The 24,755-nt window shown below is 66.8% G+C and carries 20 protein-coding genes and 4 pseudogenes; 5 read left to right on the top strand and 19 right to left on the bottom strand.

All coding sequences use genetic code 11. From position 1 onward, the window contains the following. Positions 1 to 82 precede the first annotated feature (82 nt). From ccoS to ABFB10_RS04420, 5 genes and pseudogenes are all read right to left on the bottom strand, one after another. Positions 83 to 244 carry a cbb3-type cytochrome oxidase assembly protein CcoS gene (gene ccoS / locus ABFB10_RS04440; RefSeq protein WP_206564671.1) on the bottom strand — a complete coding sequence of 54 codons (162 nt, stop codon included), beginning with the start codon at positions 242 to 244 and terminating at the stop codon, positions 83 to 85. 8 nt (positions 245 to 252) lie between these two features. Beyond that, a complete protein-coding gene (locus ABFB10_RS04435) occupies positions 253 to 2,436 on the bottom strand; it encodes a heavy metal translocating P-type ATPase (protein WP_347165576.1) in 2,184 nt (727 codons plus the stop codon). A 44-nt stretch (positions 2,437 to 2,480) separates the two neighbouring features. Further along, on the bottom strand, positions 2,481 to 2,954 hold the full coding sequence (locus ABFB10_RS04430; RefSeq protein WP_206564669.1) for a FixH family protein: 474 nt from the start codon (positions 2,952 to 2,954) through the stop codon (positions 2,481 to 2,483). A 1-nt stretch (position 2,955) separates the two neighbouring features. Beyond that, positions 2,956 to 4,528, bottom strand: a pseudogene (locus ABFB10_RS04425) (RdxA/RdxB/FixG family protein). 219 nt (positions 4,529 to 4,747) lie between these two features. Beyond that, on the bottom strand, positions 4,748 to 5,518 hold the full coding sequence (locus ABFB10_RS04420) for a LysR family transcriptional regulator (RefSeq protein ID WP_347165575.1): 771 nt from the start codon (positions 5,516 to 5,518) through the stop codon (positions 4,748 to 4,750). 100 nt (positions 5,519 to 5,618) lie between these two features. On the opposite strand from ABFB10_RS04420, the gene ABFB10_RS04415 reads away from it, so the two are divergent. Continuing rightward, positions 5,619 to 5,774 (top strand): hypothetical protein, encoded by a 156-nt coding sequence (locus ABFB10_RS04415; protein ID WP_347165574.1) that lies wholly within the window; start codon positions 5,619 to 5,621, stop codon positions 5,772 to 5,774. 326 nt (positions 5,775 to 6,100) lie between these two features. Here ABFB10_RS04415 and ABFB10_RS04410 read toward each other — a convergent pair whose 3' ends face one another. The 5 genes and pseudogenes from ABFB10_RS04410 to ccoN all read right to left on the bottom strand — a co-directional run bounded on the left by ABFB10_RS04410 (position 6,101) and on the right by ccoN (position 11,293). After that, on the bottom strand, positions 6,101 to 7,555 hold the full coding sequence (locus ABFB10_RS04410) for a diguanylate cyclase (RefSeq protein WP_347165573.1): 1,455 nt from the start codon (positions 7,553 to 7,555) through the stop codon (positions 6,101 to 6,103). A gap of 199 nt (positions 7,556 to 7,754) precedes the next feature. Then, positions 7,755 to 8,657, bottom strand: a complete 903-nt coding sequence (gene ccoP, locus ABFB10_RS04405) for a cytochrome-c oxidase, cbb3-type subunit III (protein WP_347165572.1) — start codon at positions 8,655 to 8,657, stop codon at positions 7,755 to 7,757. Further along, positions 8,654 to 8,839 carry a cbb3-type cytochrome c oxidase subunit 3 gene (locus ABFB10_RS04400; protein ID WP_206564664.1) on the bottom strand — a complete coding sequence of 62 codons (186 nt, stop codon included), beginning with the start codon at positions 8,837 to 8,839 and terminating at the stop codon, positions 8,654 to 8,656. The genes ccoP and ABFB10_RS04400 overlap by 4 nt, the downstream gene beginning before the upstream one ends. Before the next feature lie 9 nt (positions 8,840 to 8,848). Then, a pseudogene (gene ccoO, locus ABFB10_RS04395) lies at positions 8,849 to 9,668 on the bottom strand (cytochrome-c oxidase, cbb3-type subunit II). Between the two features lie 12 nt (positions 9,669 to 9,680). Continuing rightward, positions 9,681 to 11,293: pseudogene (ccoN, locus tag ABFB10_RS04390) on the bottom strand (cytochrome-c oxidase, cbb3-type subunit I). 194 nt (positions 11,294 to 11,487) lie between these two features. Between ccoN and ABFB10_RS04385 the strand changes: the two are divergent. Beyond that, complete coding sequence (locus ABFB10_RS04385; RefSeq protein WP_347165571.1) at positions 11,488 to 12,327, top strand: universal stress protein; 840 nt, start codon at positions 11,488 to 11,490, stop codon at positions 12,325 to 12,327. 113 nt (positions 12,328 to 12,440) lie between these two features. Here the strand turns inward: ABFB10_RS04385 and ABFB10_RS04380 are convergent, their stop codons facing one another. Beyond that, on the bottom strand, positions 12,441 to 12,899 hold the full coding sequence (locus ABFB10_RS04380) for a MarR family winged helix-turn-helix transcriptional regulator (protein WP_347165570.1): 459 nt from the start codon (positions 12,897 to 12,899) through the stop codon (positions 12,441 to 12,443). Between the two features lie 63 nt (positions 12,900 to 12,962). Between ABFB10_RS04380 and ABFB10_RS04375 the strand changes: the two genes are divergently transcribed. After that, positions 12,963 to 13,316: a DUF1428 domain-containing protein gene (locus ABFB10_RS04375; protein WP_347165569.1), complete on the top strand. Its 354-nt coding sequence runs from the start codon at positions 12,963 to 12,965 to the stop codon at positions 13,314 to 13,316. A gap of 114 nt (positions 13,317 to 13,430) precedes the next feature. On the opposite strand, the gene ABFB10_RS04370 is transcribed toward ABFB10_RS04375, so the two are convergent. Beyond that, positions 13,431 to 14,351 (bottom strand): PhzF family phenazine biosynthesis protein, encoded by a 921-nt coding sequence (locus tag ABFB10_RS04370; protein WP_430522990.1) that lies wholly within the window; start codon positions 14,349 to 14,351, stop codon positions 13,431 to 13,433. Then, on the bottom strand, positions 14,338 to 15,084 hold the full coding sequence (gene fnrL, locus ABFB10_RS04365) for a transcriptional regulator FnrL (RefSeq protein WP_347165567.1): 747 nt from the start codon (positions 15,082 to 15,084) through the stop codon (positions 14,338 to 14,340). Before fnrL ends, ABFB10_RS04370 begins: the two co-directional genes overlap by 14 nt. Positions 15,085 to 15,149: 65 nt before the next feature. Between fnrL and hemN the strand changes: the two are divergent. Next, a pseudogene (gene hemN / locus ABFB10_RS04360) lies at positions 15,150 to 16,506 on the top strand (oxygen-independent coproporphyrinogen III oxidase). 64 nt (positions 16,507 to 16,570) lie between these two features. On the opposite strand, the gene ABFB10_RS04355 reads toward hemN, so the two are convergent. The 5 genes from ABFB10_RS04355 to ABFB10_RS04335 form a co-directional block, all read right to left on the bottom strand. Beyond that, on the bottom strand, positions 16,571 to 18,163 hold the full coding sequence (locus ABFB10_RS04355) for an ABC transporter ATP-binding protein (RefSeq protein WP_347165566.1): 1,593 nt from the start codon (positions 18,161 to 18,163) through the stop codon (positions 16,571 to 16,573). Beyond that, positions 18,160 to 19,428 (bottom strand): ABC transporter permease, encoded by a 1,269-nt coding sequence (locus ABFB10_RS04350; protein ID WP_347165565.1) that lies wholly within the window; start codon positions 19,426 to 19,428, stop codon positions 18,160 to 18,162. The genes ABFB10_RS04355 and ABFB10_RS04350 overlap by 4 nt, the downstream gene beginning before the upstream one ends. 1 nt (position 19,429) lies before the next feature. Further along, the gene (locus ABFB10_RS04345; protein WP_347165564.1) at positions 19,430 to 20,512 is read right to left on the bottom strand and encodes a microcin C ABC transporter permease YejB; all 1,083 of its coding nucleotides are present in this window, start codon (positions 20,510 to 20,512) and stop codon (positions 19,430 to 19,432) included. Between the two features lies 1 nt (position 20,513). Beyond that, positions 20,514 to 22,460: an extracellular solute-binding protein gene (locus ABFB10_RS04340; RefSeq protein ID WP_347165563.1), complete on the bottom strand. Its 1,947-nt coding sequence runs from the start codon at positions 22,458 to 22,460 to the stop codon at positions 20,514 to 20,516. Positions 22,461 to 22,667: 207 nt separating this feature from the next. After that, positions 22,668 to 23,180 carry a c-type cytochrome gene (locus ABFB10_RS04335; protein WP_347165562.1) on the bottom strand — a complete coding sequence of 171 codons (513 nt, stop codon included), beginning with the start codon at positions 23,178 to 23,180 and terminating at the stop codon, positions 22,668 to 22,670. A 123-nt stretch (positions 23,181 to 23,303) separates the two neighbouring features. Here ABFB10_RS04335 and ABFB10_RS04330 point away from each other — a divergent pair, with 123 nt between their 5' ends. Continuing rightward, on the top strand, positions 23,304 to 24,137 hold the full coding sequence (locus ABFB10_RS04330) for a prephenate dehydratase (RefSeq protein WP_347165561.1): 834 nt from the start codon (positions 23,304 to 23,306) through the stop codon (positions 24,135 to 24,137). Positions 24,138 to 24,305: 168 nt separating this feature from the next. Here ABFB10_RS04330 and ABFB10_RS04325 read toward each other — a convergent pair whose 3' ends face one another. Next, complete coding sequence (locus ABFB10_RS04325) at positions 24,306 to 24,683, bottom strand: methylated-DNA--[protein]-cysteine S-methyltransferase (protein ID WP_347165560.1); 378 nt, start codon at positions 24,681 to 24,683, stop codon at positions 24,306 to 24,308. Positions 24,684 to 24,755 lie beyond the last annotated feature (72 nt).

The raw sequence follows: 24,755 nt of genomic DNA, 5'->3' as shown, positions 1-24,755 counted from the left end.
GAAATATCCCGGGGGCGCGCAGCGCGGGGGCAGAGCCCCCGGAAGGCCCGCCCCGGAACCGGCGGCAGACCCCTGCGCCCCCTCAATCCTGCTTGGGCCGGTCGTCGTATTCGCCGGACAGGATGCGGCGGGCGTCGCCTTCGGGGTCGTCGTATTGGTTCGACCGCAGCGTGTAGATGAAGAACCCCAGCCCGGCGCCGCCCAGCACCAGCGAGATCGGGATGAGGTAGGTGAGGATGTTCATGAACCCTCCTATCGGAGCCTGAGCGCGTTCAGCGACACGGTGATCGAGCTGACGGACATCGCCAGCGCCGCGATCAGCGGAGAGCAGAAGCCCGCCGCCGCCAGCGGCACGGCGATGATATTGTACCAGGTCGCCACGGAGAAGTTCTCGCGGATGCGTTTCACCGCCTTTTGTGCCGTGCCCAGGGCCTCGGGGATCGGCGCGAGGCTCTGGCCCAGAAGCACGATGTCCGAGGCGACCCGCGCCGCGTCCAGCGCCGAGGCCGGCGAGATCGAGACATGCGCGGCGGTCAGCGCGGCGGTGTCGTTCAACCCGTCGCCCACCATCAGCACATGGGCGCCCGCGTGGCTCAGCGCCTCGACCCGGGCGGCTTTGTCCTGCGGCAGGGCCTCGGCCACCCATTGCGGGATCTCCAGCCTGCGGGCCAGGCTTTCGACGGCGGCGGGCGTGTCGCCGGACATCAGCAGCACCGTCATGCCCGAGGCGCGCAGGGCGGCAACCGCCTCGGCGGCGCCCTCGCGCAGCCGGTCCGAGAACAGGAAGGCGCGCGGTGCCTCACCCTCTACCGCCAGCCATGCGGCGGTCTGTTCGGTGGGCTGCCCCCGGTCCAGGGCGGCGCGGCCAAGGCGCACGCGGCGGCCCTGCCACAGGCCTTCGGTGCCATGGCCCGGCACCTCGGTGATGTCGCTCACGCTGTCGGGGCGCAGCCCGGCGGCCTGTGCGGCGGTGGTGATGGCGCTTGACAGCGGATGCGCCGACCCCAGCGCCAGCGCCATGGCCACGCGCAGGGCCTCTTCGGGCAGGTCGGCGATGTTGGTCAGCTCCGGCGTGCCGGTAGTCAGCGTGCCGGTCTTGTCGAAGACCACCGTGTCCACCTGCGCCAGCCGCTCCAGCGCGGTGGCGTCCTTGATCAGCAGCCCGCGCCGGAACAGCCGCCCCGAGGCGGCGGTGGTCACGGCGGGCACGGCCAGACCCAGCGCGCAGGGGCAGGTGATGATCAGCACCGCGGCGGCGATGTTCAGCGCCACCCGCAGGTCGCCCGTCCCGATCAGCCAGCCGAGGAAGGCGAGGGCCGAGAGGATATGCACCCCCGGCGCATAGAGCTTGGCCGCGCGGTCGGCGAGCGAGGTGTAGCGCGAGCGCCCCGACTCGGCCACCGCCACAAGGTCGGCCATCCGCGCCAGCGAGGTGTCGCGGCCCACCGCCGTCGCCCGCACCAGCAGCGGGCCGGTCAGGTTGACCTCTCCGGCGCTGATGGCGCGGCCCGGCTCGGCCAGCACCGGCAGGGTCTCACCGGTCAAAAGCGAGCGGTCCAGTTCCGAGGTGCCTTCCTCGATCACCCCGTCCACGGGCATCCGCCCGCCGGGTCGCAGGCGGATCACGTCGCCCACGCGCAGGTCGGCCACGGCCACGGTCTCGTCGCCCGCCGGGCCGACCCGCAGCGCGCGCGGCACTTCCAGCGCGGCCAGTTCCTCGGCGGCAGAGCGGGCGGTGGCGCGGGTGCGGTGATCCAGATAGCGGCCCGTCAGCAGGAAGAAGGTCAGCGTGATGGCGGCGTCGAAATAGGCGTGTTCGCCGGACAGCGCGGTTTCCCAGAGCGAGGTGCCCACCGCCAGCAGGATCGCCAGCGAGATCGGCACGTCCATGTTCAGCGCCCGCGCCCGCAGCGCCGTCAGGGCGTTGCGAAAGAAGGGCTGCGCGGAAAAGCCCACGGCGGGCAGGACGATGGCGGCTGAGATCCAGTGGAACAGGTCGCGGGTCGGCCCATCCGCCCCGGACCAGACCGCGACCGACAGCAGCATCACGTTCATCGCGGCAAACCCCGCCACGGCGAGGCGCATCAGCAACTCGCGGCCCGCGCGGTCGGTGGCGGTGGCCTTCAGCGCCGTGCCGTCAAGCTCATGCACCTCGTAGCCCGCGCCCTCGACCAGCGGGATCAGGTCCGCGGCGGTCACGCCGGGCGCCGCATCCACGGTTGCGCGCTTCAGCGTCAGGTTGACCCGTGCCGCGCGTACCTGCGGGTGCGCGGTCAGCGCGCGTTCCACCGTGGACATGCAGGCGGCGCAGTGGATCGTGGGCAGCGACAGCGTCAGGCGGGCGTCCACCGGCGGACGCTCTGCCAGCGCCTCTGCGGCGGGCGCGGCAGAGCAGGCGGGGCAGGCGGAAACGGGGGCGCGAAGCGTGGCGGTCATGGATGTGCAACCTTGGGGCGGTGGGTCACGGACCCAGCCGGTGGTCAGGGACGGATATGCAGCACGACCCGCTGTTCGAAGGGCGTGCCGTCGAGGGCGGTGGCGGTCATGCGGATGTTCCAGTTGCCGGGCGCCAGTGCCTCTTGCGCCACATAGGCCCGGCCGTCGAAGGTGAAATCGGGTGTGCGGTCGTCCTGGACATGGGTGGCCCGGCCCAGCGTGGCCGTCAGCTGGCCGGCCTGCACCGGCTTGCCCTCGGCGTCTGTGATGGCCAGCTCCACCCGGTCGCCCGTGGCATCGGCGCGGACGGTCCATCCCAGTGCCTCCTGCGCGGCGCGGCGGTCGTCGAAGGTCTGGCTGGCGATGTAGGAGTTCTTGGTCTCGACCCCGGGAAAGGTGCGGACCGCATTCACCGCCAGCGCGATGTTGACGCCGATGATGACGGCGAAGGCGCCGCCGAAGATCCCCAGTACGTGCCAGCCGGTCAGGCGGAATTCGCGTTTTGCTTGTGTCGTCATGTCAGTTGGCGCTTCCGTTGAAGATGGTGTCGCTGTGGGCGCGGTCGCCGCTGGTCAGATCCTCGACCCAGAAGCGGAACTCTGTCCGTTCGGATTCTGCCGGGTCAGAGCCGCGCGGGGCCAGCACATAGACCTTTTGCAGGTAGGTTTCATTGGCCGGCACGGTCACCGTCTCGTAGGGCGTGCCCTCCAGCTGGACGCGCAGGAATTCGTCCCCGGCCAGCGAGATGCGGAAGGGCCGGTCGTCCCCGTGCTTGTTCAGCAGGCGCACGTCGTAGGTGTTGCGGATGGTGCCGTCGGACAGGGTCACGAAGGTCGGGTTGCGCACCGGCGCCACGGACATCTCGATCTCGGGGCGGATGAACAGCGCGAAGACCAGACCGATGCCCACCAGCGACCAGAGCGCGGTATACAACACCGTGCGCGGTACGGAAGATGTGCTTCCAGACCGGGCGTGGCGCTTGGCCGGCGCGCTCTCGCGGCTCGTCGGACAGGGCGAGGTAGTCGATCAGCCCGCGCGGCTTGCCCAGTTTGGCCATGACGTCGTCGCAGGCGTCGATGCACAGCGCGCAGGTGATGCACTCCATCTGCTGGCCGTCGCGGATGTCGATCCCCATGGGGCAGACGTTGACACAGGCCATGCAGTCGATGCAATCGCCCGGTCCGTCCTGAAAGGCGGCGGTGTCCACCGGGGCGGCGGCGGGCGCGTCCGAGAGCCCGGGGTAGGGCGTCGCGGCGTATTGCGCCAGATCCGGCCCCTGTCCGGTGGCCTGCGCGGCCTGTTCCGCCGCCATGGCCTCGGACTGTTTCTTGCGGCGGACATTGCCCTTGCCGCGCGGCTCGCCACGCCAGACGCGATAGCCCACGGTCAGCGTGTCCTCGTCCATCATCGCCGCCTGGATGCGCGGCCAGGGGCAGGCGTAGATGCAGATCTGTTCGCGCGCGAAGCCGCCGAAGAAGAAGGTCGTCGCGGTCAGGATCAGCATGGTCGTATAGGCGACCGGGTGGGCGTTCAGCGTCACGAGGTCGCGCAGCAGCGTCGGGGCGTCGGCGAAGTAGAAGACCCAGGCGCCGCCGGTGGCCAGCCCGATCAGGAACCACGCGGTCCATTTGGTGACCCGCAGGCGGGCCTTGCGCAGGTCCATCTTCTTCTGCCGGTGCAGGCGCAGGCGGGCGTTGCGGTCGCCCTCGATCCAGCGTTCGACGAGGATGAAGAGGTCGGTCCAGACGGTCTGCGGGCAGGCATAGCCGCACCAGACCCGTCCCAGCGCCGAGGTGAAGAGGAAGAGCCCCAGCCCCGCCATGATCAGCAGGCCCGCGACAAAGTAGAACTCGTGCGGCCAGATCTCGATCCAGAAGAAGAAGAACCGCCGGTTGGCGAGGTCGATCAGCACCGCCTGGTCCGGCAGTTGCGGCCCCCGGTCCCAGCGCAGCCATGGGGTAATATAGTAGATGCCCAGCGTGACGATCATCAGCACCCACTTCAGGGTGCGGAAATTTCCGGACACGCGGCGCGGGAAGATCGGCTCTCGCGCGGCATAAAGGGAGGGGGCGGGGGTATTGCTGTCGGACACGGTGGTTCGCTCCGTTGACGTCGGTCGTTCGGGCCCTTGTCGCGCCATGGCCCGCACTCAGCCTTGACCTGTATCAAATTCTGACTCTGTGAGGCAGGTTTTCGGTCACGGTTCCGTCACCGGCGGGCCTCTCGCCGCAGCCAGGTGGTGAAGGCCTTCAGCGGCGGGCGCAGGATGCCGGGACGGGTGACGAGAAAATAGCCTGTCTTCCTCGTGTCTTCAAAGAGAATCCTCAGCCGCCCGGCCTCGACGTCCTGCGCCACGAAAATCCCCGCGGTGATGGCGATCTCCTCGGCCGGCGCGGGCGGCCTCCAGCATCAGGTTGCCGGGCAGCGAGGCATAGCCGTGCCCGGCATCGCGGTCGACGCCGTGCAGGGCGAACCAGTCCGTGGCCTCGTTGGTGCCCAGCTCCTGCAGCCAGTGATACTCGCGCAGGTCGGCGGGGCTGGAGATCTCGCGGGTGCCGACGAGCGTCGGCGCCGCGACCACCACGATCGGAGAGCGCACCAGCAGCTCGGCCTCCAGCCCCGGCCAGTCGCCCTGGCCGTAGCGAAGCGCCACGTCGATGCCGCCGGGTTCCGGGGTCTGGACGGTGGCCGAGGGGTCGATGGTCAGGCTGATCTCGGGGTGTTTCTCGCGGAACTGGCTGAGGCGCGGCATCAGCCAGGCCGAGGCAAAGGTCGGCGTGGTCGAGATCTGCAAAGGCCGTGTCGCATCGGCGCCGGTCAGCGCCTCGACGGTGGTGGCGATCTGGCCAAAACCGTCCAGCAGCGCGCGCGCCAGTGTTTCGCCCTCTGCGGTCAGTTCCATGCGGCGCCCGCTGCGGTCCAGCAGCGCCACGCCAAGATCGCTTTCCAGCGCCCGAAGGTGCTGGCTGATGGCAGCGTGACTGACATTCAGGGCAGCCCCGGCCTTGGCCACGGATCGGCTTTGGGCGTAGGCAGCAAAGGCCCGCAGGGCGGAAAGGGAGGGCAGGGTGGTCCAATCCATGTGTCAGCCTGACTTACATGACGGTTATATTGCTGAGTCGCATGGCACGGCGCGTCGCGTCAAGATGCAGGCATCACGGCGAAGAGGAAAGGAGACCGAGATGTTCGGCATTTTCGCAAGAAGCTTCATGACGGCGACCCGGACCGAAGACCGCGCCGACTGGCCCACGCGGCGCGATCTGCCAAAGCTCGGCTGGCTGGAAGAGGACCTGCCGGTCCGGCATTCGGCGGCGGGGCGCCGGGGCTACGACGATTGATCCCGCGGTCTTTGTGCCGCGCCACTGTCACGGGCCACAGGCGCCCGTCCCCCGGGGGCGATCCCGGTCGGGGAGGCGCCTGCCGTCAGGGCTGATGGAAAACCGTGAAGGGGCGTCGCGATGCGGCGCCCTTTGCGCTGTCCGTCCGGGACAAGAGACTGCGGGGAAGGGAACTGCGCCGACGCCCCAGGAAACGCGCGAACAGGACAGGGCATCGGCGCATCACGCCCCGGTCCTTGCGGCGGGGTGTTTCGCGACCGGGAGGAAGGAGCCCGGTCTTGCCCGTACAGATTGCCCGTTTCGGGCCCGGCCTGCCTTGACCTGTGTCAAACCCGCAGGCGTCGTTTCGGCCCGGTCGCCTGCCGGGGCCCAAGCGCCTGCGACACCTCGTCTGGCAGGTCGATGCCAGAGATCGACCGGTTGCTGGTCACCCGGTTGCGCCCGTTGTTCTTGGAGGCATACAGCGAGATGTCCGCGCATTTCAGCCAGGCATCGGCGCCGCCCAGATCCTCGTCCAGCTCGGCGACGCCGAAACTTGCGGTGATCAGCGGCAGGTCGTCGTGGAATTGCTGTTCGGAGACCTTCTTGCGCAGGCGTTCGGCCATGATCGCGGCACTGTCGGCGCCAGAGCCCGCGAGGATCACGGCAAACTCCTCTCCGCCGACGCGGTAGAGCTTGCGGTTGGGGCCGATGACGCGGCGGGCGCGGCGGGCGATTTCCGTCAGGGCGCGGTCGCCCATGTCGTGGCCGAACTGGTCGTTGATCGACTTGAAGTGATCCACGTCGAAGAGGATCAGGCTGGCGGTCGCGGCGTTGCGCCGGACCTGCGCAAAGGTGTCGTCCAGATGCTGGCGGAACTGGCGGCTGGTGCTGGCGCCGGTCAGCCAGTCCAGCGTGGCGGCGGATTCCAGCGCCTGAACCCGCATCTCCGTCGCCAGCAGCTGCTCGATCCCCGAGGCCAGGAGCGTGATCATCGCCGAATCCTGTCGCGTGAAATGCGGACGGTCCAGTGGGCTGCACAGGCTGAGCGTGCCGAAGGTATGGCCACCGACCGACAGCTTCTTGCCGATGTAGGACCGCAGCCCGTAGGACAGGAAGGTCGGGTTCTCGCCGATCTCGACCGTATTGGCGAAGTTATGCGGCCCGTCCACCGCCAGCGTGGTGCTGCAGATGCTCTGGCCAAGGTCGAAACGGGTGCCGGGAGAGACCGTCATCAGCGAGGACTTGGCGTGCACGACGCTCATCGTCTGGCCTTCCAGCGCGCAGACCAGCGCCACGGGCATCTTGAAATGGTCGCAGGCCAGCGCGAGGATCGCCTCGATCTTTGTCCGCTCGTCCAGCCGCTGGTCGGTGAGGATCGCGACAAAGCTGTCGCGGGCCAGGTGCTGGCGGTCTTCCTCGGTGGTGTCGCGGCAGATGGCGAAGTGACCGGCGAGCCGTCCGCCGGACCCCGCCCAGGGCCAGCTTGCCATTTCCGTCGCGATGGAGGCGCCGTCCTTGCGCCGCAGGCGCATCGGGAACAGGCCGTTGCCCGAGGGCCCGCCGTAGCGCGGCCCGGTCAGGGCGGTGTCGCCCGCGGCGTCGTAAAGCGCATCCTTGTCGCGCCCCGCCAGCTCTGCCAGCGTGTAGCCGGTCAGTTCTTCGAAGGCCCGGTTGCACCACAGGATCCGGCGGTCGGAATCGGTCAGCACCACTGCGTCGTTGGCATGGTTGCAAAGGCTCGCGCACAGCCTTTCCATGGCGTCTGGCTGGTCGGGCAATCCGTAATCCGAAGAGGTCATGGCGCGCTCTCATCCTGTGGCCCATCGGTGATCGGCCAACAATCTTGAGATTTCGTAAAATTTTCCGCGCAATCGAAAACCCGGGGCAAAATCCTGCTTTGACCGGGCAAGCGGTCCCCGGGGGCGCACATGCAAAGACGCCCCCGCCTTGCCGGGCGGGGGCGTCATGGGGGCTGCGGGGCCGGTCAGGCCTGCCGGGTCATTCCGCTTCGGAAGCCTCGCCGCCGCCAAGGCTGTGGACATAGGTCGCCACGGCGCGGACCTCTGCCTCGGACAGGCGATCCGACCACGCGGGCATCACGCCGTACCGCGCATTCCAGACCGACTCGCGGATGGACGCGAAGTCTCCGCCGTACAGCCAGATCGCGTCGGTCAGGTTCGGGGCGCCCTGATCGCGGTCGCCGGTGCCGTCGTCGCCATGGCACGAGGCACAGTTGATCGCGTAGACCTCTGCCCCGGCTTCGGCCCCGGCGGGGTCGAAGGGTTCCTGCCCGGACAGGACCATGACGTGGTTCACGACCTGATCGACCTCTTCGCCGGACAGCAACTCGTCCCGGCCAAAGGCGGGCATCTGCGAGAACCGCGCGTCCGGGTCGGTCTCGTTGCGGATGCCGTGGCTGATGGTCTCGTGGATCGCCTCGATCGAGCCGCCCCAGAGCCAGTCGTCGTCCAGCAGGTTCGGGTAGCCCGCCGCCCATCCGGCCTGGCTGGACCCCGCCGCGCCAGAGCCGTGGCATTGCGCGCACCACGACCGGTACACGGCGCCCCCGGCGTTGCCCGCATAGCTCAGAAGCTCGGGATCGTCCTGGATCGCGGCCAGGTCGACAGAGGCGAGCTTTTCGTTGATCGGGCCGTTGGCCTCTTCGACGCGGGCGATCTCCTCGGCGACCTCGGCGCGGGTGGAATAGCCCAGCACACCGGCGGTCGCCCCGGTGACCATGGGCCAGGCCGGGTAGGCGATGGTGTAGCCCACGCCCCAGACGATGGTCGCGTAGAAGGTCCAGAGCCACCACTTGGGCAGCGGCTTGTTGTATTCCCTGATGCCGTCCCACTCGTGTCCGGTGGTTTCGTAGTCAAGGTCGTCCTGTTTCTTGTCGCTCATTTCCCGTCCTCCTCACGTGTGGCGGGTCGATCTTCGTGGCGGAAAGGGATGTTGGCCGTGTCCTCGTGGGTCTTTCGGCTTCCGGGCCGGAAGGCCCAGAAGATGATGCCCACGAAGATCAGGAACATGACCAGCAAGCCCCAGCTGTCCGCCAGCTGTCTCAGAAAGCTGTAGTTCTCCATCCTGGCCCCTTACCGGCTGGCGTCGGGCGTGAAGGTCGAGAAATCGACCAGCGTGCCCAGCATTTGCAGGTAGGCGATCAGCGCATCCGCCTCCGAGACACCGGGTGCCCCGTCGAAGTTGCGGATATTGACCTCTCCGTAGCGGTCCACCAGCCCGTCGTAGTAATCGCTGTCCGGGTCGGCCTGCGCGACAAAGTCCCGCTGCGCCTCGGCGATCATCTCGTCGGTGTAGGGCACGCCGACCATGGCGTTGGTGCGCAGCAGGTCGTCCATGTAGCGCCCGTCGAGCAGCGTTTCCTCGAGGAAGCCGTATTTGGGCATCACCGATTCCGGCACCACCGACTGCGGGTCGCGCAGGTGGTCGACGTGCCACTCGTCCGAGTAGCGGCTCGCCCACGCGGGCCAGGTCCGGCCCGGTCCGCTTCGATCCCCACTGGAACGGGTGGTCGTACTTGGATTCGACCGCCAGCGAGTAGTGACCGTAGCGTTCCACCTCGTCGCGCATCGGGCGGATCATCTGGCTGTGGCAGACGTAGCAGCCCTCGCGCAGGTAGATCTCACGGCCCGCCAGTTCCAGCGGCGTGTAGGGGCGCATGCCCTCGACGTCCTCGATGGTGTTCTCGAGGTAGAAGAGCGGCACGATCTGCACCAGCCCGCCGATGGTCACGGTCAGGAAGGCCAGAACCGCCAGAAGCGTGACGTTCCGCTCCAGCTTCGAGTGGTGCTTGAAGACCCACGACTGGTGCGGCAGCTCGTTGGGGACGCCGTCGCCCAGCTGGTCGACCTTGGGGTCCTTGGCGGGATCGGTGATTTTCGGGTTATCAGCCATGTCCGGTCCTCCTTATTCGGCCGGGGTGGCATGGGCGGTCGCGGCGCCGGCCTCGAGGGCCGGGGCGCGTTTCACCGTCATCCACAGGTTGTAGCACATGATCAGGCCGCCGGCGACGTAGAGCACCCCGCCCAGGGCGCGCACCACATACATCGGGAACTTGGCGCTGACCGTGTCGGCGAAGCTGTTCACGAGGAAGCCATTGGCATCCACCTCGCGCCACATCAGGCCTTCCATGATGCCGGTCACCCACATGGATGCCGCATAGAAGATGATGCCGATGGTGGCGAGCCAGAAGTGCCAGGACACCATGGCCTGCGAGTAGAGGCCCTGACGGTTCCACAGCTTGGGCGTCAGGAAGTAGAGGCAGGCAAAGGTGATCATGCCGTTCCAGCCAAGCGCGCCGGAATGCACGTGGCCGATCGTCCAGTCGGTGTAATGCGACAGCGAGTTGACCGCGCGGATCGACATCATCGGGCCTTCGAAGGTCGACATGCCGTAGAAGCCGAGCGAGATCACGAACATCCGCAGCACCGGGTCGGTACGCAGCTTGTCCCATGCGCCGGACAGCGTCATCAGGCCGTTGATCATGCCACCCCAGGACGGCATCCACAGGATGATCGAGAACACCATGCCCAGTGTCGCGGCCCAGTCGGGCAGGGCGGTATAGTGCAGGTGGTGCGGACCGGCCCAGATATACAGGAAGATCAGCGCCCAGAAGTGGATGATCGACAGCTTGTAGCTGTACACCGGACGACCGGCCTGTTTCGGGATGAAGTAGTACATCATGCCCGGGAAGCCGGCGGTCAGGAAGAAGCCCACGGCGTTATGGCCGTACCACCACTGTACCATGGCGTCCTGCACGCCCGAGAAGACCTGCACCGACTTCGACCCCCAGATCGAGACCGGAATGGCGAGGTTGTTGAACACGTGCAGCATGGCGACGGTCAGGATGAAGGCGAGGTAGAACCAGTTGGCCACGTAGATATGCGGCTCTTTGCGCTTCACGATGGTGCCGACGAAGACGGCGAGATAGGCGACCCAGATGATGGTCAGCCACCAGTCGACGTACCATTCGGGCTCGGCGTATTCCTTGGCGTGGGTCGAGCCCAGCAGGTAGCCGGTTGCCGCCAGCACGATGAAGATCTGGTAGCCCCAGAAGACGAACCACGCGAGGTTGCCGCCCCAGAGCCGCGCCGCGCTGGTGCGCTGGACCACGTAGAACGAGGTACAGATCAGCGCGTTGCCACCAAAGGCGAAGATCACCGCCGAGGTGTGCAGCGGCGCAGGCGCCCGAAGTTGGCATAGCCCTCGGCCCAGTCGAAATTGAGCGCCGGAAAGGCCAGCTGGGCGGCGATGAACGTACCGGCGAGAAAACCCACCACGCCCCAGAAGGCGGTGGCGATGACGCCGTAGCGGATCACCCCGTCCATGTATTCGTTCTGATTGGCCGGCAGGGGCGCCGGTTCATCCGTGTTGCGCAGGACCCAGACGAACATCCCTGCGGAGATCAGCAGGATGATGATCGCATGGACCATGTAAGCAACATCGCGTGCATAGTTGGCCGCGATCATCGCGAATATCGCGATCAGGCCAAGCACGATGAGCTTGAGATAATTCAACATGTTTCGTCCCTTCGTCTGTCCCACACGGAATCGCTGCCGCACAGGCAATCTTTGACTGGTGCCGTTACTGCGCTGTCGGCATCAACAAAGCCTTGATCTGCATCAAGCAATGGGGCCCTGCGTTTTGACACGCGTCAAGGTGGCATCCGCGCCGTGCGGATAGCCTATCTGTATCGACAACCTGGAGGTGTGTCATGACATACAAGACCGTACTGACCGCGCTGACCGACACCAGTCTGCTGAACAGCACCCTAGCCCAGTCCGCAGCTTTTGCCCAAGGCCACGACGCGCATCTCGAGGTAATCTGCCTCGGCGTCGACCGGACCCAGACCGGCTATTACTATGCCGGTGCCAACGCCATGGTGCTTCAGGAAACCCTGAGCCGCGCGAATGCCGAGGCGGAAGAACTGGCGGGCCTTGCAAAGGAGCGGTTGCAGCGCGAGGAACTGCGCTGGGCGGTGGATCACCGCGTTGCGCAGCTTGCCGATATCGGGCGCCAAATCGCCGCGCATGCGCGGTTCGCCGACCTCGTGGTGCTGCCGCAGCCCTACGGCAAGGAGCGCGGCATAGAGCTGGAGCCGGTGACGGAGGGCGCGCTGTTCGAAGGACAGGTGCCGGTGATGATCGTGCCCGATGGCGTCACGGTGAAGCCGCAGCCCGAGCGCGTGGTGATCGCGTGGAACGAAAGCCGCGAGGCGATGCGCGCGGTACGCGCCGCGCTGCCGCTGCTGACACAGGCCAAGGCGGTGCATGTGGTCGTCATCGACCCGCCGCAGCACGGGCCGACCCGCTCCGACCCCGGTGGCCTGCTGTCGCAGTTCCTTGCCCGGCACGGGGTGCGGCCCAAGGTCGACGTGCTGTCCAAGACCATGCCGCGCGTCGCGGATGTGCTGCTGCGCCATGTCACGGATGTCGATGCGGATCTGGTGGTCATGGGGGCCTATGGCCATTCGCGGTTCCGCGAGGCGATCCTTGGCGGCGCCACCCGCTCGATGCTGGAGCAGACGCAGGTCTCGGTGCTGATGGCGCACTGACGCGCCCGGACCCCGGGCGCAGGGCAGGGCATCCTGCCGCGGCCCGGGTAGCTGCGAAACGGCCCTGTCGCCGGGCAGGGCGCGCGACAGGCCGGATGCCGGGGATCCGGCCCTCAGGCGAGGGAGAGCAGAGCCCTCGCCAGCGTCTCGGCGTCGATCCCGTTCCCCGCAAGATCGGCGTCAACCGCATCATGGGCGTCGCGCCAGACCGGCAGGGCCGCGATCAGCAGCTCCTGCCCCGCGCGGGTCAGATGCAGTCGCCGCCCGCGCCTGTCGTCGGGGTCGGGGCTGGTCTCGGCCAGTCCGCGCCGCTCCAGCACCTTCAGCGCCGCGGTCAGCGTCGTGCGGTCCATGGCAAGGAAGGGCGCAAGCTCCGATATGCGCGGCGCCTCTGGCCGGTTTATCGCCATCAGGATAGAGAACTGCCCGTTCGACAGGCCAAAGGGCTTCAGCGCCGCATCGAAGCGCCGCGCCGGGGCCCGCGCCGCGCGTTGCGCCCGGAAACACAGGCAGCGGTCGCGCACCTCGAGGGTGGCGGAAATCGGCAGGTCGGGGTGCATGTCGGGATTCATGTTGATATCAACTTATTTCCGATGCAGGCTCGGGGCAACACATGGGAAAGGGAGTGTGTCATCATGTCCTACGTACAGGGTTTCGTCGCTGCCGTGCCAGAGGCCAACAAGCAGGCCTATATCGACAGCGCCGAAGCGGCCTGGCCGCTGTTCGAGGAATACGGCGCGCTGGCCCATTGGGAGTGCTGGGAAGAGGATGTGCCCGAGGGCGAGGTGACCTCTTTCCCGATGGCGGTCAAGCGCGAGCCCGGTGAGAAGATCGTCTTTGCCTGGGTGGTCTGGCGGGACAAGGCGGCGGTCGATGCCTGCCATGCCAGCATGTCGACGGACAAACGGTGGGAGAGGCTGTCGATGCCCTTCGACGGCAAGCGCATGATCTTTGGCGGGTTCTCTCCGGTCTTCATGGCGGAATCCTGAGATCTGCGGGGCAGGGGATGCCCCTCCCTGCCACCGCGGCATCGAGAACAGCATGACGGGGCGCCGCTGGGGGCAGGGGCCTGCACCGGGGCAGGGCCGCCCGGCGGGGCGCGCTCAGGGCCGATCGGGCAGGGCGATCCGGCCTTCGCTGACCGGAACGGCGCTGCCCGCGACGCGCACCTGCGCAATCGCGCCCGCCGTGACCACCACGGTCAGGCCGATGCGCGAGGGGCGCCCCATCTCGACGCCCTGCTGCAAGGCGATGCGCGTTTCGCCCTCGGGCAGGGCGCCGCTGGCCAGAAGCTGCGCCGCGAGGATGGCCGAGGCAGAGCCGGTCGCCGGGTCTTCGGGGATGCCCGCGGTCGGAGAGAACATGCGCGCCCGGTAGCCCTCCCCCTGCGGGGTATAAAGATAGGCGCTGTCCACACCGGCGGCCTGCAGGGCGTCGGACCATGCCGGTTCCTGCGGGCGGGCCATGGCCAGCGCGTCCGGATCGGCGACGGGGATGTACAGGAAGGCGGGGCCGCCCTGCCAGAGCCCGTGCACATGGTCGCCAAAGCCGACCTGTTCCGGCGTCAGACCGCAGGCGCGCGCAAGCGCCGCCGGTTCGGGAACCGCGCCCGCCGCCGGGGCATGGGGCAGCACGGGTGCGACGAATTCCGCCTGCACCGATCCATCCCGGCGCCAGACCCGCACCGGCACCAGCCCGGCCTGCTCTTCCAGCGTCACCTCGGTTTCGAAGTCGCCCTCGGGCGCAGCACGGGTGGCAAGGAAGATGGCGCAGCCGATGGTCGGATGCCCGGCAAAGGGGATTTCTACCGTGGGAAAGAAGATGCGCACCTTGGCGCTATGGCCCGGGTCGTCCGGGGGCTGCACGAAGATGGTCTCGGACAGGTTGAACTCGCGTGCCAGCACCTGCATCCGCGCCGGGTCCAGCCCGTCCGCCTGATCGACGATGGCCAGCGGATTGCCCGCGAAGCGCGTGTCGGTGAAGACGTCCCATGTCTGGAAGGGCAGGCGGTCAGGCAAAGACACCGCCGTCCGCGTCGTCGCCGGCCTCTTCCAGCAGCAGGGACATGTCCGGCACCGTGACGTGGCGCTTTCCCTGCAACACGATCACGCCGTCCCGCTTCAGCGCCGAGATCTGACGGCTGACGGTCTCCAGTGTCAGGCCGAGGTAATCGGCCATGGCTTCGCGCGTCAGCGGCAGGTCGAAGGCCAGCGGCCCCTCGGTGCCGCGCTGGTTCAGCGTGGCATCGCGCCGCGCGATGATCGACAGTAACGAGGCGATCTTCTCGCGCGCGGTCTTGCGGCCCAGCACCAGCATCCATTCCCGCGCCGCATCCAGTTCGTCCAGCGTCATCTCCAGCAGGCGCTGCGCGATGTGCGGCGTCTTCTGCATCATGTCTTCGAAGGGTGTCTTGCGGAAACAGCACATCACCAGATCGGTGGTCGCGACGACATCATAGGCGGCGGTCCCGCGGCCCGGGCGTCCGACGAAATCCGAGGGCAGCAAGAGGCCCACCATCTGCCTGCGCCCGTCCTCCATCGTCTGGGTCAGGGTGGCGATGCCGGACACCACCGACCCCACGAACTCCATCCGGTCGCCGGACCAGATCACCGTCTGCCCGGCCTCGAACTTGCGGTAATACTTGATCTCTTCCAGGCGTTCGAGCTCGTTGGTCTCGCAGCGTGCACAAACGGCGCGATGCCGGATCGGGCAGCTTTCGCAATCCTGGTGCGCGGCAAGATCTCGTTCGTTCAGCATGGCTCAAACCCCCGTTTGATCTGCGTCAAGGCAACCCGTCCGGGATGTCCTGTAACCCTACCCGTATGGATACACGAACACAACTCGGGCGCCTTGGTCTCTTCGATGCCAAAGTGCCGCGCTATACCTCTTATCCGACTGCCCCTCATTTTGCCGGAAACGTTGATCCGGGCCGGTTTTGTCAATGGATTCAGGCGCTTCCAGAGGGTGGTGAGATTTCGCTGTATATCCATGTGCCGTTCTGCCGCAGGCTGTGCTGGTTCTGCGCCTGCCGCACGCAGGGGACTGCGACACTGTCGCCCGTGGAAAGCTACGTCGCCACGCTGGAGGCCGAGCTGGCGCTGCTGAAGCGGCACCTGCCGAAGGGCATCCGCCTGTCGCGTCTGCACTGGGGCGGCGGCACGCCGACGCTGCTGACACCTGAGCTGATGCGGCGGCTGATCGCGGCCATCGCCGAGGTGGCGGATTTTGCGCCCGACGCCGAGTTCTCGGTCGAGATCGACCCGAACGAGATCGACGAGGCGCGGCTGGACGTGCTGGCCGAGGGCGGCATGAACCGGGCCTCCATCGGGGTGCAGGATTTCGACCCGGACATCCGAGGCGACGATCGGGCGCGAGCAGAGCTTCGAGATCACCCGGCGCGCGGTCGACATGATCCGCGCGCGCGGCGTTCACAGCCTGAACGCCGATATCCTCTTCGGCCTGCCGCACCAGACCCGGGCGCGCATCACCGAGACCGTGCAGAAGCTTCTGTCCTTCGCGCCCGACCGCGTGGCGCTTTACGGCTACGCTCATGTGCCGTGGATGGCCAAGCGCCAGCAGATGATCCCCTCGGACGCGCTGCCCACGCCGGAAGAGCGGCTCGACCTCTTCGAAACGGCGCGGCGGCTGTTTGTCTGGGACGGCTACGCCGAGATTGGCATCGACCACTTTGCCGCGCCCGGGGACGGGCTGGCCGTGGCGCAGAAGACCGGCAAGCTGCGGCGCAACTTCCGTGGTTATACCGACGACACCGCCGCCGCGCTGATCGGCCTCGGCGCCTCGTCGATCTCGCGCTTTCCGCAGGGCTTCGCACAGAACGCATCGGCGACCTCGGCCCATGTCGCGGCGATCCGCGAGGGGCGTTTCTCGACCGCGCGGGGCCATGTCTTCACCGACGAGGACCGCCTGCGCGACCGCCTGATCGAGGCGCTGATGTGCGATTTCCGCATCGACGCGGTCGAGATCCTGCGCGATTTCAGCCTGTCGCGGGATGCGCTCTTTGCCATGCTTCATCAGGCAGAGGCAGCCTTCAAGGGGCAGGTGCAGGTCACCGGGGAGGGGCTTTTCGTTCCCGTGAAGGCGCGGCCCCTGACACGGATGATCGCGCGCAGTTTCGACGCCTACGATCTCAGCAAGGCCGGGCATTCCTCGGCCATCTGATATCGCAACCTGATCCCGGGGAGGGAGCGAGGGGGTTGAGAGGGGGCGGGTGGGCCGCCCTCTCTCAGCGCGCCTTGTCCAGCGCGGCGGCCAGCAGCGTCTGCGTATACTCGGTGCGTGGCGTATCGAAGACCTCGGAGGCCGCGCCGTATTCAACCACGTCGCCCTGCTTCATCACGATGACCTTGTGGGACATGGCGCGCACGACCTTCAGGTCGTGGCTGATGAAGAGGTATGCAAGGTCGTACTTGCGCTGAAGGTCGCGCAGAAGTTCCACGATCTGCACCTGCACCGTCATGTCCAGCGCGCTGGTCGGTTCGTCCAGCACCACCAGCCGGGGCCGCAGCACCATGGCGCGCGCGATGGCGATGCGCTGGCGCTGCCCGCCGCTGAATTCATGCGGGTAGCGGTGCATGGTGGTGGGGTTCAGCCCGACCTCTGTCATGACCTCGGCCACATGTTCGCGGTGCGGGCGGTTGTCCGGCGCGCCGTGCACCTGCATCCCTTCGGCGATGATCTGCTCGCAGGTCATGCGCGGGCTGAGCGAGCCGTAGGGGTCCTGAAAGACGATCTGCATCTCGGAGCGCAGGCGCCGCAATTCGCGGGTGGACCACTTGCGGACATCCTCGCCGCGATAGGTGATGCCGCCCTCCGATCCGATCAGCCGCATGATCGCCAGCGCCAGCGTGGTCTTGCCGGACCCGCTTTCGCCGACGATGCCCACCGTCTCGCCCGCGCGCACGGCGATAGAGGCCTCGTTGACCGCCTTGACGTAGCCCACCGTGCGCTTCATCAGCCCGCGCTGGATCGGGAACCAGATCTTCAGCTTGTCGGTGCGGGCGATTTCCTCGGCGTCCGGTTCGACCGGGTCGGGGGTGCCGGTGCTTTCGGCGGAGAGCAGCTTGATGGTGTAGGGGTGCTGCGGGTTGTCGAAGATCTCTTTCGTCGGGCCCTGCTCGACGATCTCGCCATCCTTCATCACGCAGACCCGGTCGGCGATCCGCCGGACGATGCCAAGATCGTGGGTGATGAACAGCAGCGAGAGGTTCTCGGACTGTTTCAGTTCCGCCAGCAGTTCGAGGATCTGCGCCTGGATCGTCACGTCCAAGGCCGTCGTGGGTTCGTCCGCGATCAGCAGGTCCGGGCCATTGGCCAGCGCCATGGCGATCATCACCCGCTGCCGCTGCCCGCCCGACAACTGGTGCGGATAGGCCGACAGGCGGCTTTCCGGGTCGCGGATGCCGACGCGGGTCAGCAGCTCGACGATCCGCTTGCGCGCTTCGTCGCCCTTCAGCCCGCGGTGCAGTTCTAGGCTTTCGGCAATCTGCTTTTCCAGCGTGTGCAGCGGGTTCAGCGAGGTCATCGGTTCCTGGAAGATGAAGCTGATGTCGTTGCCGCGCACGGCCCGCAGGCGCGCGTCATCGGCGCCGATCATCTCTTGCCCCTCGTAGAGCACCGAGCCCTCGACATGCGCGGACTCGCCCAGCAGCGATACCGTCGACAGCGCCGTCACCGACTTGCCAGAACCGCTTTCGCCGACAAGCGCCACGGTCTCGCCCCGTCCCACGTCAAAGCTGACGCCCTTGACCGCCTGCGTGGTTGCGCCGTCCTGCGTGAAGCTGACACGCAGGTTGTTCACCTGAAGGACGGCGCTCATGAGAAGGTCTTTCTGGGGTCGAAGGCATCCCGAACACCTTCGAAGATGAAGACGAGCAGGGACAGCATCACGGCGAAAACCGTGAAAGAGGTGAAGGCCAGCCAGGGCGCCTGCAGGTTCTGTTTCGCCTGAAGCGTCAGTTCCCCCAGCGAGGGCGCGTCGGAGGGCAGGCCGTAGCCGAGGTAGTCCAGCGTCGCCAGCCCGCCGATGGTGCCGGTGATGATGAAGGGCAGGAAGGTCAGCGTGGCCACCATGGCGTTGGGCAGCATGTGGCGGAACATGATTGTCCAGTTCGACACGCCAAGCGCTTTTGCCGCGCGGACATATTCAAGGTTGCGTGCGCGCAGAAACTCCGCCCGCACCACGCCGACAAGGCCGGTCCAGCCGAAGACCACCGCCAATATGACCAGAAGCCAGAAACTTCGCCCGAAGATCGCGAACATGATGATGATGATGTAAAGGCCGGGCGTCGCGCTCCAGATCTCGATGAAGCGCTGGAAGATCAGGTCCAGCCAGCCGCCGAAATAGCCCTGCAGCGCGCCCGCGATGATGCCCAGTACCGAGGCGGCGGTGGTCACGATCAGCGTGTAGAGGATCGACAGGCGGAAGCCGTAGATGATCCGCGCCATCACGTCGCGCTTGGTGTCGTCGGTGCCCAGCAGGTTGTCGCCGCGCTGTGCCGCGGGCAGCAGACCGTAGTGAAAGCCGCCCTCATGCGCGCCGAAGGATACCACGTTGGGCGGCAGCGGCGCCGCGCCGGGGCGTTCGACCGGCGTCTTGTAGCTGTAGGGGATCAGCGGCCAGAGCATCCAGCCCTTCTGGAAATCGTCGCTGACGACGGTGCCCTGATCGGCCTGCACGATCAGCCCCTCGGGGTCGTCGAAACAGTCCTCTAGTCCGCCGGTGACGATCAGGCACTGCACCTCTGGGTCGCGGTATTGCGCCTCGGTGCGGAAGTCGCCGCCGAAGGTCGTCTCGGGGTAGAAGTTGAAGATCGGCATGTAGGTTTCGCCGCGATAGCTGACGACGATGGGTTTGTCGTTGGCAATGAACTCGGCGAAGAGCGACAGCCCGAAGAGGAACGAGAAGATCCACAGCGACCACAGCGCGCGGCGGTTCTTCTTGAAGTTCCGCCAGCGCCGCTGGTTCAGCGGCGACAGGCCAAAGCGCCCGCGCGGCGGCTTGGGCGCCACGGTGGCGCCGGGCAGGGGCTCCGCCGCTTTGGGGTGGTCCTCGGGGGTCGGCAGGTTGGGATCGGTGCTCATGTCATCCCTCCCGCTTTTCGAAGTCGATCCGGGGGTCGACCAGCACGTACATCAGGTCCGAGATGATCCCCATCAGCAGGCCGATCAGGCCGAAGGCGAAGAGCGTGCCGAAGATCACCGGATAATCCCGCGCCACCGCCGCCTCGAACCCGAGCCGGCCCAGACCGTCGAGCGAGAAAATCGTCTCGATGATGATCGAGCCGCCGAAGAAGACGCCGATGAAGACGCCCGGCAGGCCCGCGATCACGATCAGCATGGCGTTGCGGAAGACGTGGCCATACAGCACGCCGCGCTCCGACAGGCCCTTGGCGCGGGCGGTCATCACGTATTGCTTCTTGATCTCGTCGAGGAAGCTGTTCTTGGTCAGCAGCGTCAGCGTGGCAAAGGCCGCGATGGTCGAGGCCAGGACCGGCAGCGCGATGTGCCAGAAGTAGTCGGCGATCTTGGCGAAGAAGCCCAGCTGGTGCCAATTGTCCGAGGTCAGCCCCCGAAGCGGGAAGATCTGCCAGTAGCTGCCGCCCGCGAAGAGCACCAGCAGCAGGATGGCAAAGAGGAAGCCGGGGATCGAATAGGCGGCGATGATCAGCCCCGAGGTCCAAGAGTCGAAGGCCGATCCGTCCTTGACCGCCTTGCGGATGCCCAGCGGGATAGAGACCATGTAGGCGATCAGCGTCGACCACAGCCCCAGCGAGATCGAGACCGGCATCTTTTCCAGCACCAGATCGACCACCGAGATCGAGCGGAAGTAGCTCTCGCCGAAGTCGAAGCGCATGTATTTCCACATCATGTTCAGAAAGCGTTCGAGCGGCGGCTTGTCGAAGCCGAATTCTTTCTCGAGCTCTTCGATGAACTCCGGCGGCAGGCCGCGCGCCCCGGCATAGCCGGAGTCGCTGTCTCCGGGCAGCTCGGCCCCGCCGCCACCGCCGGTGAACCCGCCGGTGACATCGCCCCGGCCTTCGACCTGGGCGATGATCTGTTCGATGGGGCCGCCGGGCACGAATTGCACCAGCGTGAAGTTGACGATCATGATCCCCAGCAGCGTGGGGATGATCAGCAGCAGTCTGCGAAGGATATAGGCGCCCATGTCAGTCGATCTGACCCGCGTCCCGCAGTGCCTGTTCCTTCTCGGGGTTGACCCACCAGAACGACAGGTAGCCAAGGTCGTAGGGCGGCAGGGTCTCGGGGTATTCGTACATGTCGTAATAGGCCACCCAGTAGTCCGCGATATAGCCCGTGGGGATCACGAAGAACTCGTGCCGCATGGCCCGGTCCAGCGCCTTGAGGGCCACATCCGTCTCGTCCTGGCTTTGCGCCTCGAAAGAGGCGGCGATGATCGCATCCACCAGCGGGCTGGCAAGACCGGCGGGGTTGAAGAGGCTGAAGGCAGCCTCTTTCGAGCCGTACATCTGGCTGAGACCGCCGCCCGTCGACAGGAAGGTCGAGTAGCGGGTGGAATAGAGCATGTCGTAATCGCGGTCGCGGCGGCGGTTGGTGTATTGCGCCGGATCGACCTTTTCGACCGAGGCCGCGACACCGATCTGCTGGAGGTTCTGCACGAAGGTCTCATGCATGCCCTCGACAGAGGATTCGATGTTCGACGGGATCAGGAAGGTCAGCGTCAGTCTTTGCCCGGCCACGTTGCGGCGGATGCCGTCCGCGCCCACGTCCCAGCCTGCATCGCTGAGCAGCCGCGAGGCCTTGCGCAGGTTGCCCCGGTCCCCCAGCCGCGCAGCGTCCGAGCTGTGGCTCTGGCGGGCCGGCTCCGAAAAGATTTCGTCGGGGACAACCTCACCGAGGCCCTGCAGGAAGGCCAGTTCCTCGCCCTCGGGGACACCCTCGGCGGTGATATGCGTGCCTTCCACGAAGGAAGACCGCTGCGTGTACAGTCCGAACAGCAGCGACTCGTTTGTCCATTCGAAGTTGAAGGCCAGCGCGATCGCCTCGCGCACACGCTTGTCCTGCAGCTTTTCCTTGCCCAGGTTGAAGACGAAGCCGGTCGGGTTCGGCGGGCTGCCGTCCGGGATTTCCTCTTTGACGACAACGCCCTGGTCGATCTTCGGAAAGCTGTAGGCGGTGGCCCATTGCTTCGGGTCGCCTTCGACGGTGAAATAGTATTCACCCGCCTTGAAGGCCTCGAAGGCGGCGGTCTGGTCCGAGAAATACTCGATCCGGATCTGGTCGTAGTTGTAGCGGCCCCTGTTGAAGGGCAGGTCCTTGCCCCAGTAGTCGTCGCGCCGCACATAGGTGATGCGCCGGTTGATCTCGTAGCTGTCCAGCTTGTAGGGGCCGGAGCCCACCGCAACCTCCAGCCGGGGCGCGTCCAGCCGCCGGTTCTCGCGGTCCTCCTCGAACCAGACCTTGCTGAACACCGGCGCCGCGCCGACGGTCTCGATCCGCGACCGCTTGGACATCTCGGGATTGAAGGTGAACTTGACGGTGTAATCGTCCAGCGCCTCGGCGCCGGTGACCATCTCTGACACTGCGGCGGCGTAAGAGGGCAGGCCCTCGGTGATGAACAGCTTGTGGCTATAGACCACGTCATGCGCCGTCACCGGTTCGCCGGTCCAGAAGGTCGCGTCCTCGCGCAGGTGAAAGATCACCCAGTCGCGGCTTTCGGGATACTCCAGAGAGGTGCAGAGGATGCAGTAATACTCGCCCACCGCGTCCTCGGTTGACTCGATCAGGCTGTCGTATTGCACCGTGGTCAGCGCGCCGGCGCGCCCCTTGACCGTATAGGGGTTGAGGCTGTCGAAGGTGCCCGTGCCCGCCACGACCAGCGCGCCGCCCTTCGGCGCATCCGGGTTCACGAAGTCGAAATGCTGGTAATCCGCCGGATATTTCAGCTCGCCGAAGTAGGAATAGCCATGCGCCTGGGTGACCTCTTCGTCCTGCGCGAAGGCCGCGCCCGCCAGCAGGGCCGCCCCGATCAGCAGCGCCCCGCCCATCCAGGGCCGCAGGTCGGGCCGCTGCCGGGCCAGGGTCTGCGCGCGTGCGGTCGGGCGGGCCGGGGGGCTGCTCTGTCGGATGGTCATCGGCGTCTCCCTTTTGGGCGAACGGCGCGTGGCGCCACGTCCATGTCACGTATTTTTGGTTGATTTTAAGCTAAGTGCAGCCCTTGACCACATTCAAGGTGAGATTGCGAGCACGGCCCTATGAAATGAGCGTGATCGCGCCCCGCATAAAGCAAAAAGGGCCGCCCCCGAATGGGAGCGGCCCCTGTTTCCTGACCTGCGTCGGTCTCAGCCGCCGATGCTCTGGATATAGGCGATGACGTTGGCGCGATCCTCGACCTTGGGCAGGCCGTTGAAGCTCATGGTGGTGCCAGAGGCGGTGCCGCGCGGATCGGCGAGGAAGGCGTTCAGGTTCTCCGGCGACCAGCTGTCGCCGACCTGCTGAAGCGCGCCCGAATAGCCGAAGCCGTCGACCGAGCCGATGGCGCGGTTCACGACGCCGTCGAGATGCGGGCCGGTGGCATTGGTGCCGTCCAGCTTGTGGCAGGCCTTGCACTTGCCGAAGACGCGTTCGCCCGCGCCGGCATCGGCGGCGGCGAAGATCTCTTCGAAGGGAACTTCTTCCTCGGGCTCTGCACCGCCCTCGGCCACCTCGATGACATAGGCAGAGGCATGCTCTTCGCCGTGACCGTCCGAGCCCACGTGATACAGCTCTTCGACCGCCCACTTGCTCATGAGGTAGATCAGGAAGGTGCCGCAGACGCCGCCTACGATCTTGGTGGTGGTCATGGTGTCAAACATGAAGGGGCCCTGTTCGCTGTATAGCTACTGTCGGGCGGGTATCTACGGCTTTCCTTCGCCTGTCGCAAGGTATAGAAGCCGCGACCAATCGCCCGACCGGGCCGGAACGACAGGAAAGACGCCATGGCCGAGAGGATCGCCTTCCGAGGAGAGCTGGGTTCCTATTCGCATCAGGCCTGCGTGGAATCCCGCCCCGGCTCGGATGTGCTGCCCTGCCGCTCCTTCGAGGACGGAATCCGCGCGGTGCGCGAGGGCCGGGCCGACCTTGCCATGCTGCCGGTGGAAAACACCACCTACGGGCGCGTCGCGGATATCCACCGCCTGCTGCCGGAAAGCGGCTTGCGGATCGTGGGCGAGGCCTTCGTGCGCGTGCATATCAGCCTGATGGCGCTGCCCGGGGTGCAGATCGAGGAACTGCGCAAGGTGCGCGCCCACCCGGTGCTGATTCCGCAGGCCCGGGCCTTCCTCGACCAATACGGCATCCGGGGCGAGGCTGCCGCCGACAGCGCCGGGGCCGCCGCGGAACTCGCCGCCTCGGGCGCCCGCGATCAGGGCGTGCTGGCGTCCGACCTCGCGGCAGAAATCCACGGGCTGCACCTGCTGGCCCGCCACATCGAGGACCACGCCCACAACACCACGCGCTTCCTGCTGATGGCGCCAGAGCCGAACTTCGCAAAGCGCGGCGACCACGGCATGATGACGACCTTCGTCTTTCAGGTGCGCAACATTCCGGCGGCGCTCTACAAGGCGATGGGCGGTTTCGCCACCAATGGCGTCAACATGACCAAGCTCGAAAGCTACATGGTCGGCGGGTCCTTCACCGCCACGCAGTTCTACGCCGACATCGAGGGCCACCCCGAGGACCCCGCCGTGGCCCGCGCGCTGGAAGAACTCGACTACTTCACCGACATGCTGGACATCCTCGGCGTCTACCCGCGCGACCCGCGCCGGGACTGATCCCGCCCCCCAAGGCGCCCGGCGGCGCCTGATGGCACGGCCCGACCGCATCGGGCTTCCCCGGGCCAGCGGGCGGGGCGACCGGCCAGGGTCCTACCCCTCCGGCTCTTCTCTGGTCCCCCAAATACCCTCGGGGGGCCGAAGGCGGGGGCAGAGCCCCCTCCGCGCCTAGATCAGAAGCCCGGCGGCGCCTTCGTGCCGCAACAGCCAGACTTTCGTCTCCACCCCCATACCGCCCGAGAATCCGCCCAGCCCGGTTGCGCCAAGGACGCGGTGACAGGGAATCAGAAGCGGGATCGGGTTTCCGCCGCAGCCGCGTCCCACCGCCTGCGCCGGTTTGCCGAGCCGCGCGGCAATCTCGCCGTAGGTCCGCGTCTCGCCATGGGGAATCGCCGCGATCTCGGCGCAGACGCGGCGCTGAAACGGCCCCGCCACCACCCGCAGCGGCAGGTCGAAGCGGGTCCGCGCGCCCTCGAAGTACGCGGTGATCTGTGCCTCGGCCTCGGCAAGCAGGGGGCTTTCCGCGCGCGCGCCGCCCCCTGCCATGTCGCCCGCGTGATGGCGCCATCTTCCTCGGCGATCTCGAAGGGCCCGGTGGGCGTGTCGATGGTGCGGGCG

Source organism: Ponticoccus litoralis, assembly GCF_039769985.1.
GTDB lineage: Bacteria > Pseudomonadota > Alphaproteobacteria > Rhodobacterales > Rhodobacteraceae > Ponticoccus > Ponticoccus litoralis.
This window is presented reverse-complemented; position numbering and strand designations above follow the sequence as displayed.

Bases quoted from the DNA above. Each gene is read 5' to 3' on its own strand.
- ccoS (WP_206564671.1), bottom strand. From the start codon at position 244: ATGAACATCCTCACCTACCTCATCCCGATCTCGCTGGTGCTGGGCGGC.
- ABFB10_RS04435 (WP_347165576.1), bottom strand. From the start codon at position 2,436: ATGACCGCCACGCTTCGCGCCCCCGTTTCCGCCTGCCCCGCCTGCTCT.
- ABFB10_RS04430 (WP_206564669.1), bottom strand. From the start codon at position 2,954: ATGACGACACAAGCAAAACGCGAATTCCGCCTGACCGGCTGGCACGTA.
- ABFB10_RS04420 (WP_347165575.1), bottom strand. From the start codon at position 5,518: ATGGATTGGACCACCCTGCCCTCCCTTTCCGCCCTGCGGGCCTTTGCT.
- ABFB10_RS04415 (WP_347165574.1), top strand. From the start codon at position 5,619: ATGTTCGGCATTTTCGCAAGAAGCTTCATGACGGCGACCCGGACCGAA.
- ABFB10_RS04410 (WP_347165573.1), bottom strand. From the start codon at position 7,555: ATGACCTCTTCGGATTACGGATTGCCCGACCAGCCAGACGCCATGGAA.
- ccoP (WP_347165572.1), bottom strand. From the start codon at position 8,657: ATGAGCGACAAGAAACAGGACGACCTTGACTACGAAACCACCGGACAC.
- ABFB10_RS04400 (WP_206564664.1), bottom strand. From the start codon at position 8,839: ATGGAGAACTACAGCTTTCTGAGACAGCTGGCGGACAGCTGGGGCTTG.
- ABFB10_RS04385 (WP_347165571.1), top strand. From the start codon at position 11,488: ATGACATACAAGACCGTACTGACCGCGCTGACCGACACCAGTCTGCTG.
- ABFB10_RS04380 (WP_347165570.1), bottom strand. From the start codon at position 12,899: ATGAATCCCGACATGCACCCCGACCTGCCGATTTCCGCCACCCTCGAG.
- ABFB10_RS04375 (WP_347165569.1), top strand. From the start codon at position 12,963: ATGTCCTACGTACAGGGTTTCGTCGCTGCCGTGCCAGAGGCCAACAAG.
- fnrL (WP_347165567.1), bottom strand. From the start codon at position 15,084: ATGCTGAACGAACGAGATCTTGCCGCGCACCAGGATTGCGAAAGCTGC.
- ABFB10_RS04355 (WP_347165566.1), bottom strand. From the start codon at position 18,163: ATGAGCGCCGTCCTTCAGGTGAACAACCTGCGTGTCAGCTTCACGCAG.
- ABFB10_RS04350 (WP_347165565.1), bottom strand. From the start codon at position 19,428: ATGAGCACCGATCCCAACCTGCCGACCCCCGAGGACCACCCCAAAGCG.
- ABFB10_RS04345 (WP_347165564.1), bottom strand. From the start codon at position 20,512: ATGGGCGCCTATATCCTTCGCAGACTGCTGCTGATCATCCCCACGCTG.
- ABFB10_RS04340 (WP_347165563.1), bottom strand. From the start codon at position 22,460: ATGACCATCCGACAGAGCAGCCCCCCGGCCCGCCCGACCGCACGCGCG.
- ABFB10_RS04335 (WP_347165562.1), bottom strand. From the start codon at position 23,180: ATGTTTGACACCATGACCACCACCAAGATCGTAGGCGGCGTCTGCGGC.
- ABFB10_RS04330 (WP_347165561.1), top strand. From the start codon at position 23,304: ATGGCCGAGAGGATCGCCTTCCGAGGAGAGCTGGGTTCCTATTCGCAT.
- ABFB10_RS04325 (WP_347165560.1), bottom strand. From the start codon at position 24,683: ATGGCAGGGGGCGGCGCGCGCGCGGAAAGCCCCCTGCTTGCCGAGGCC.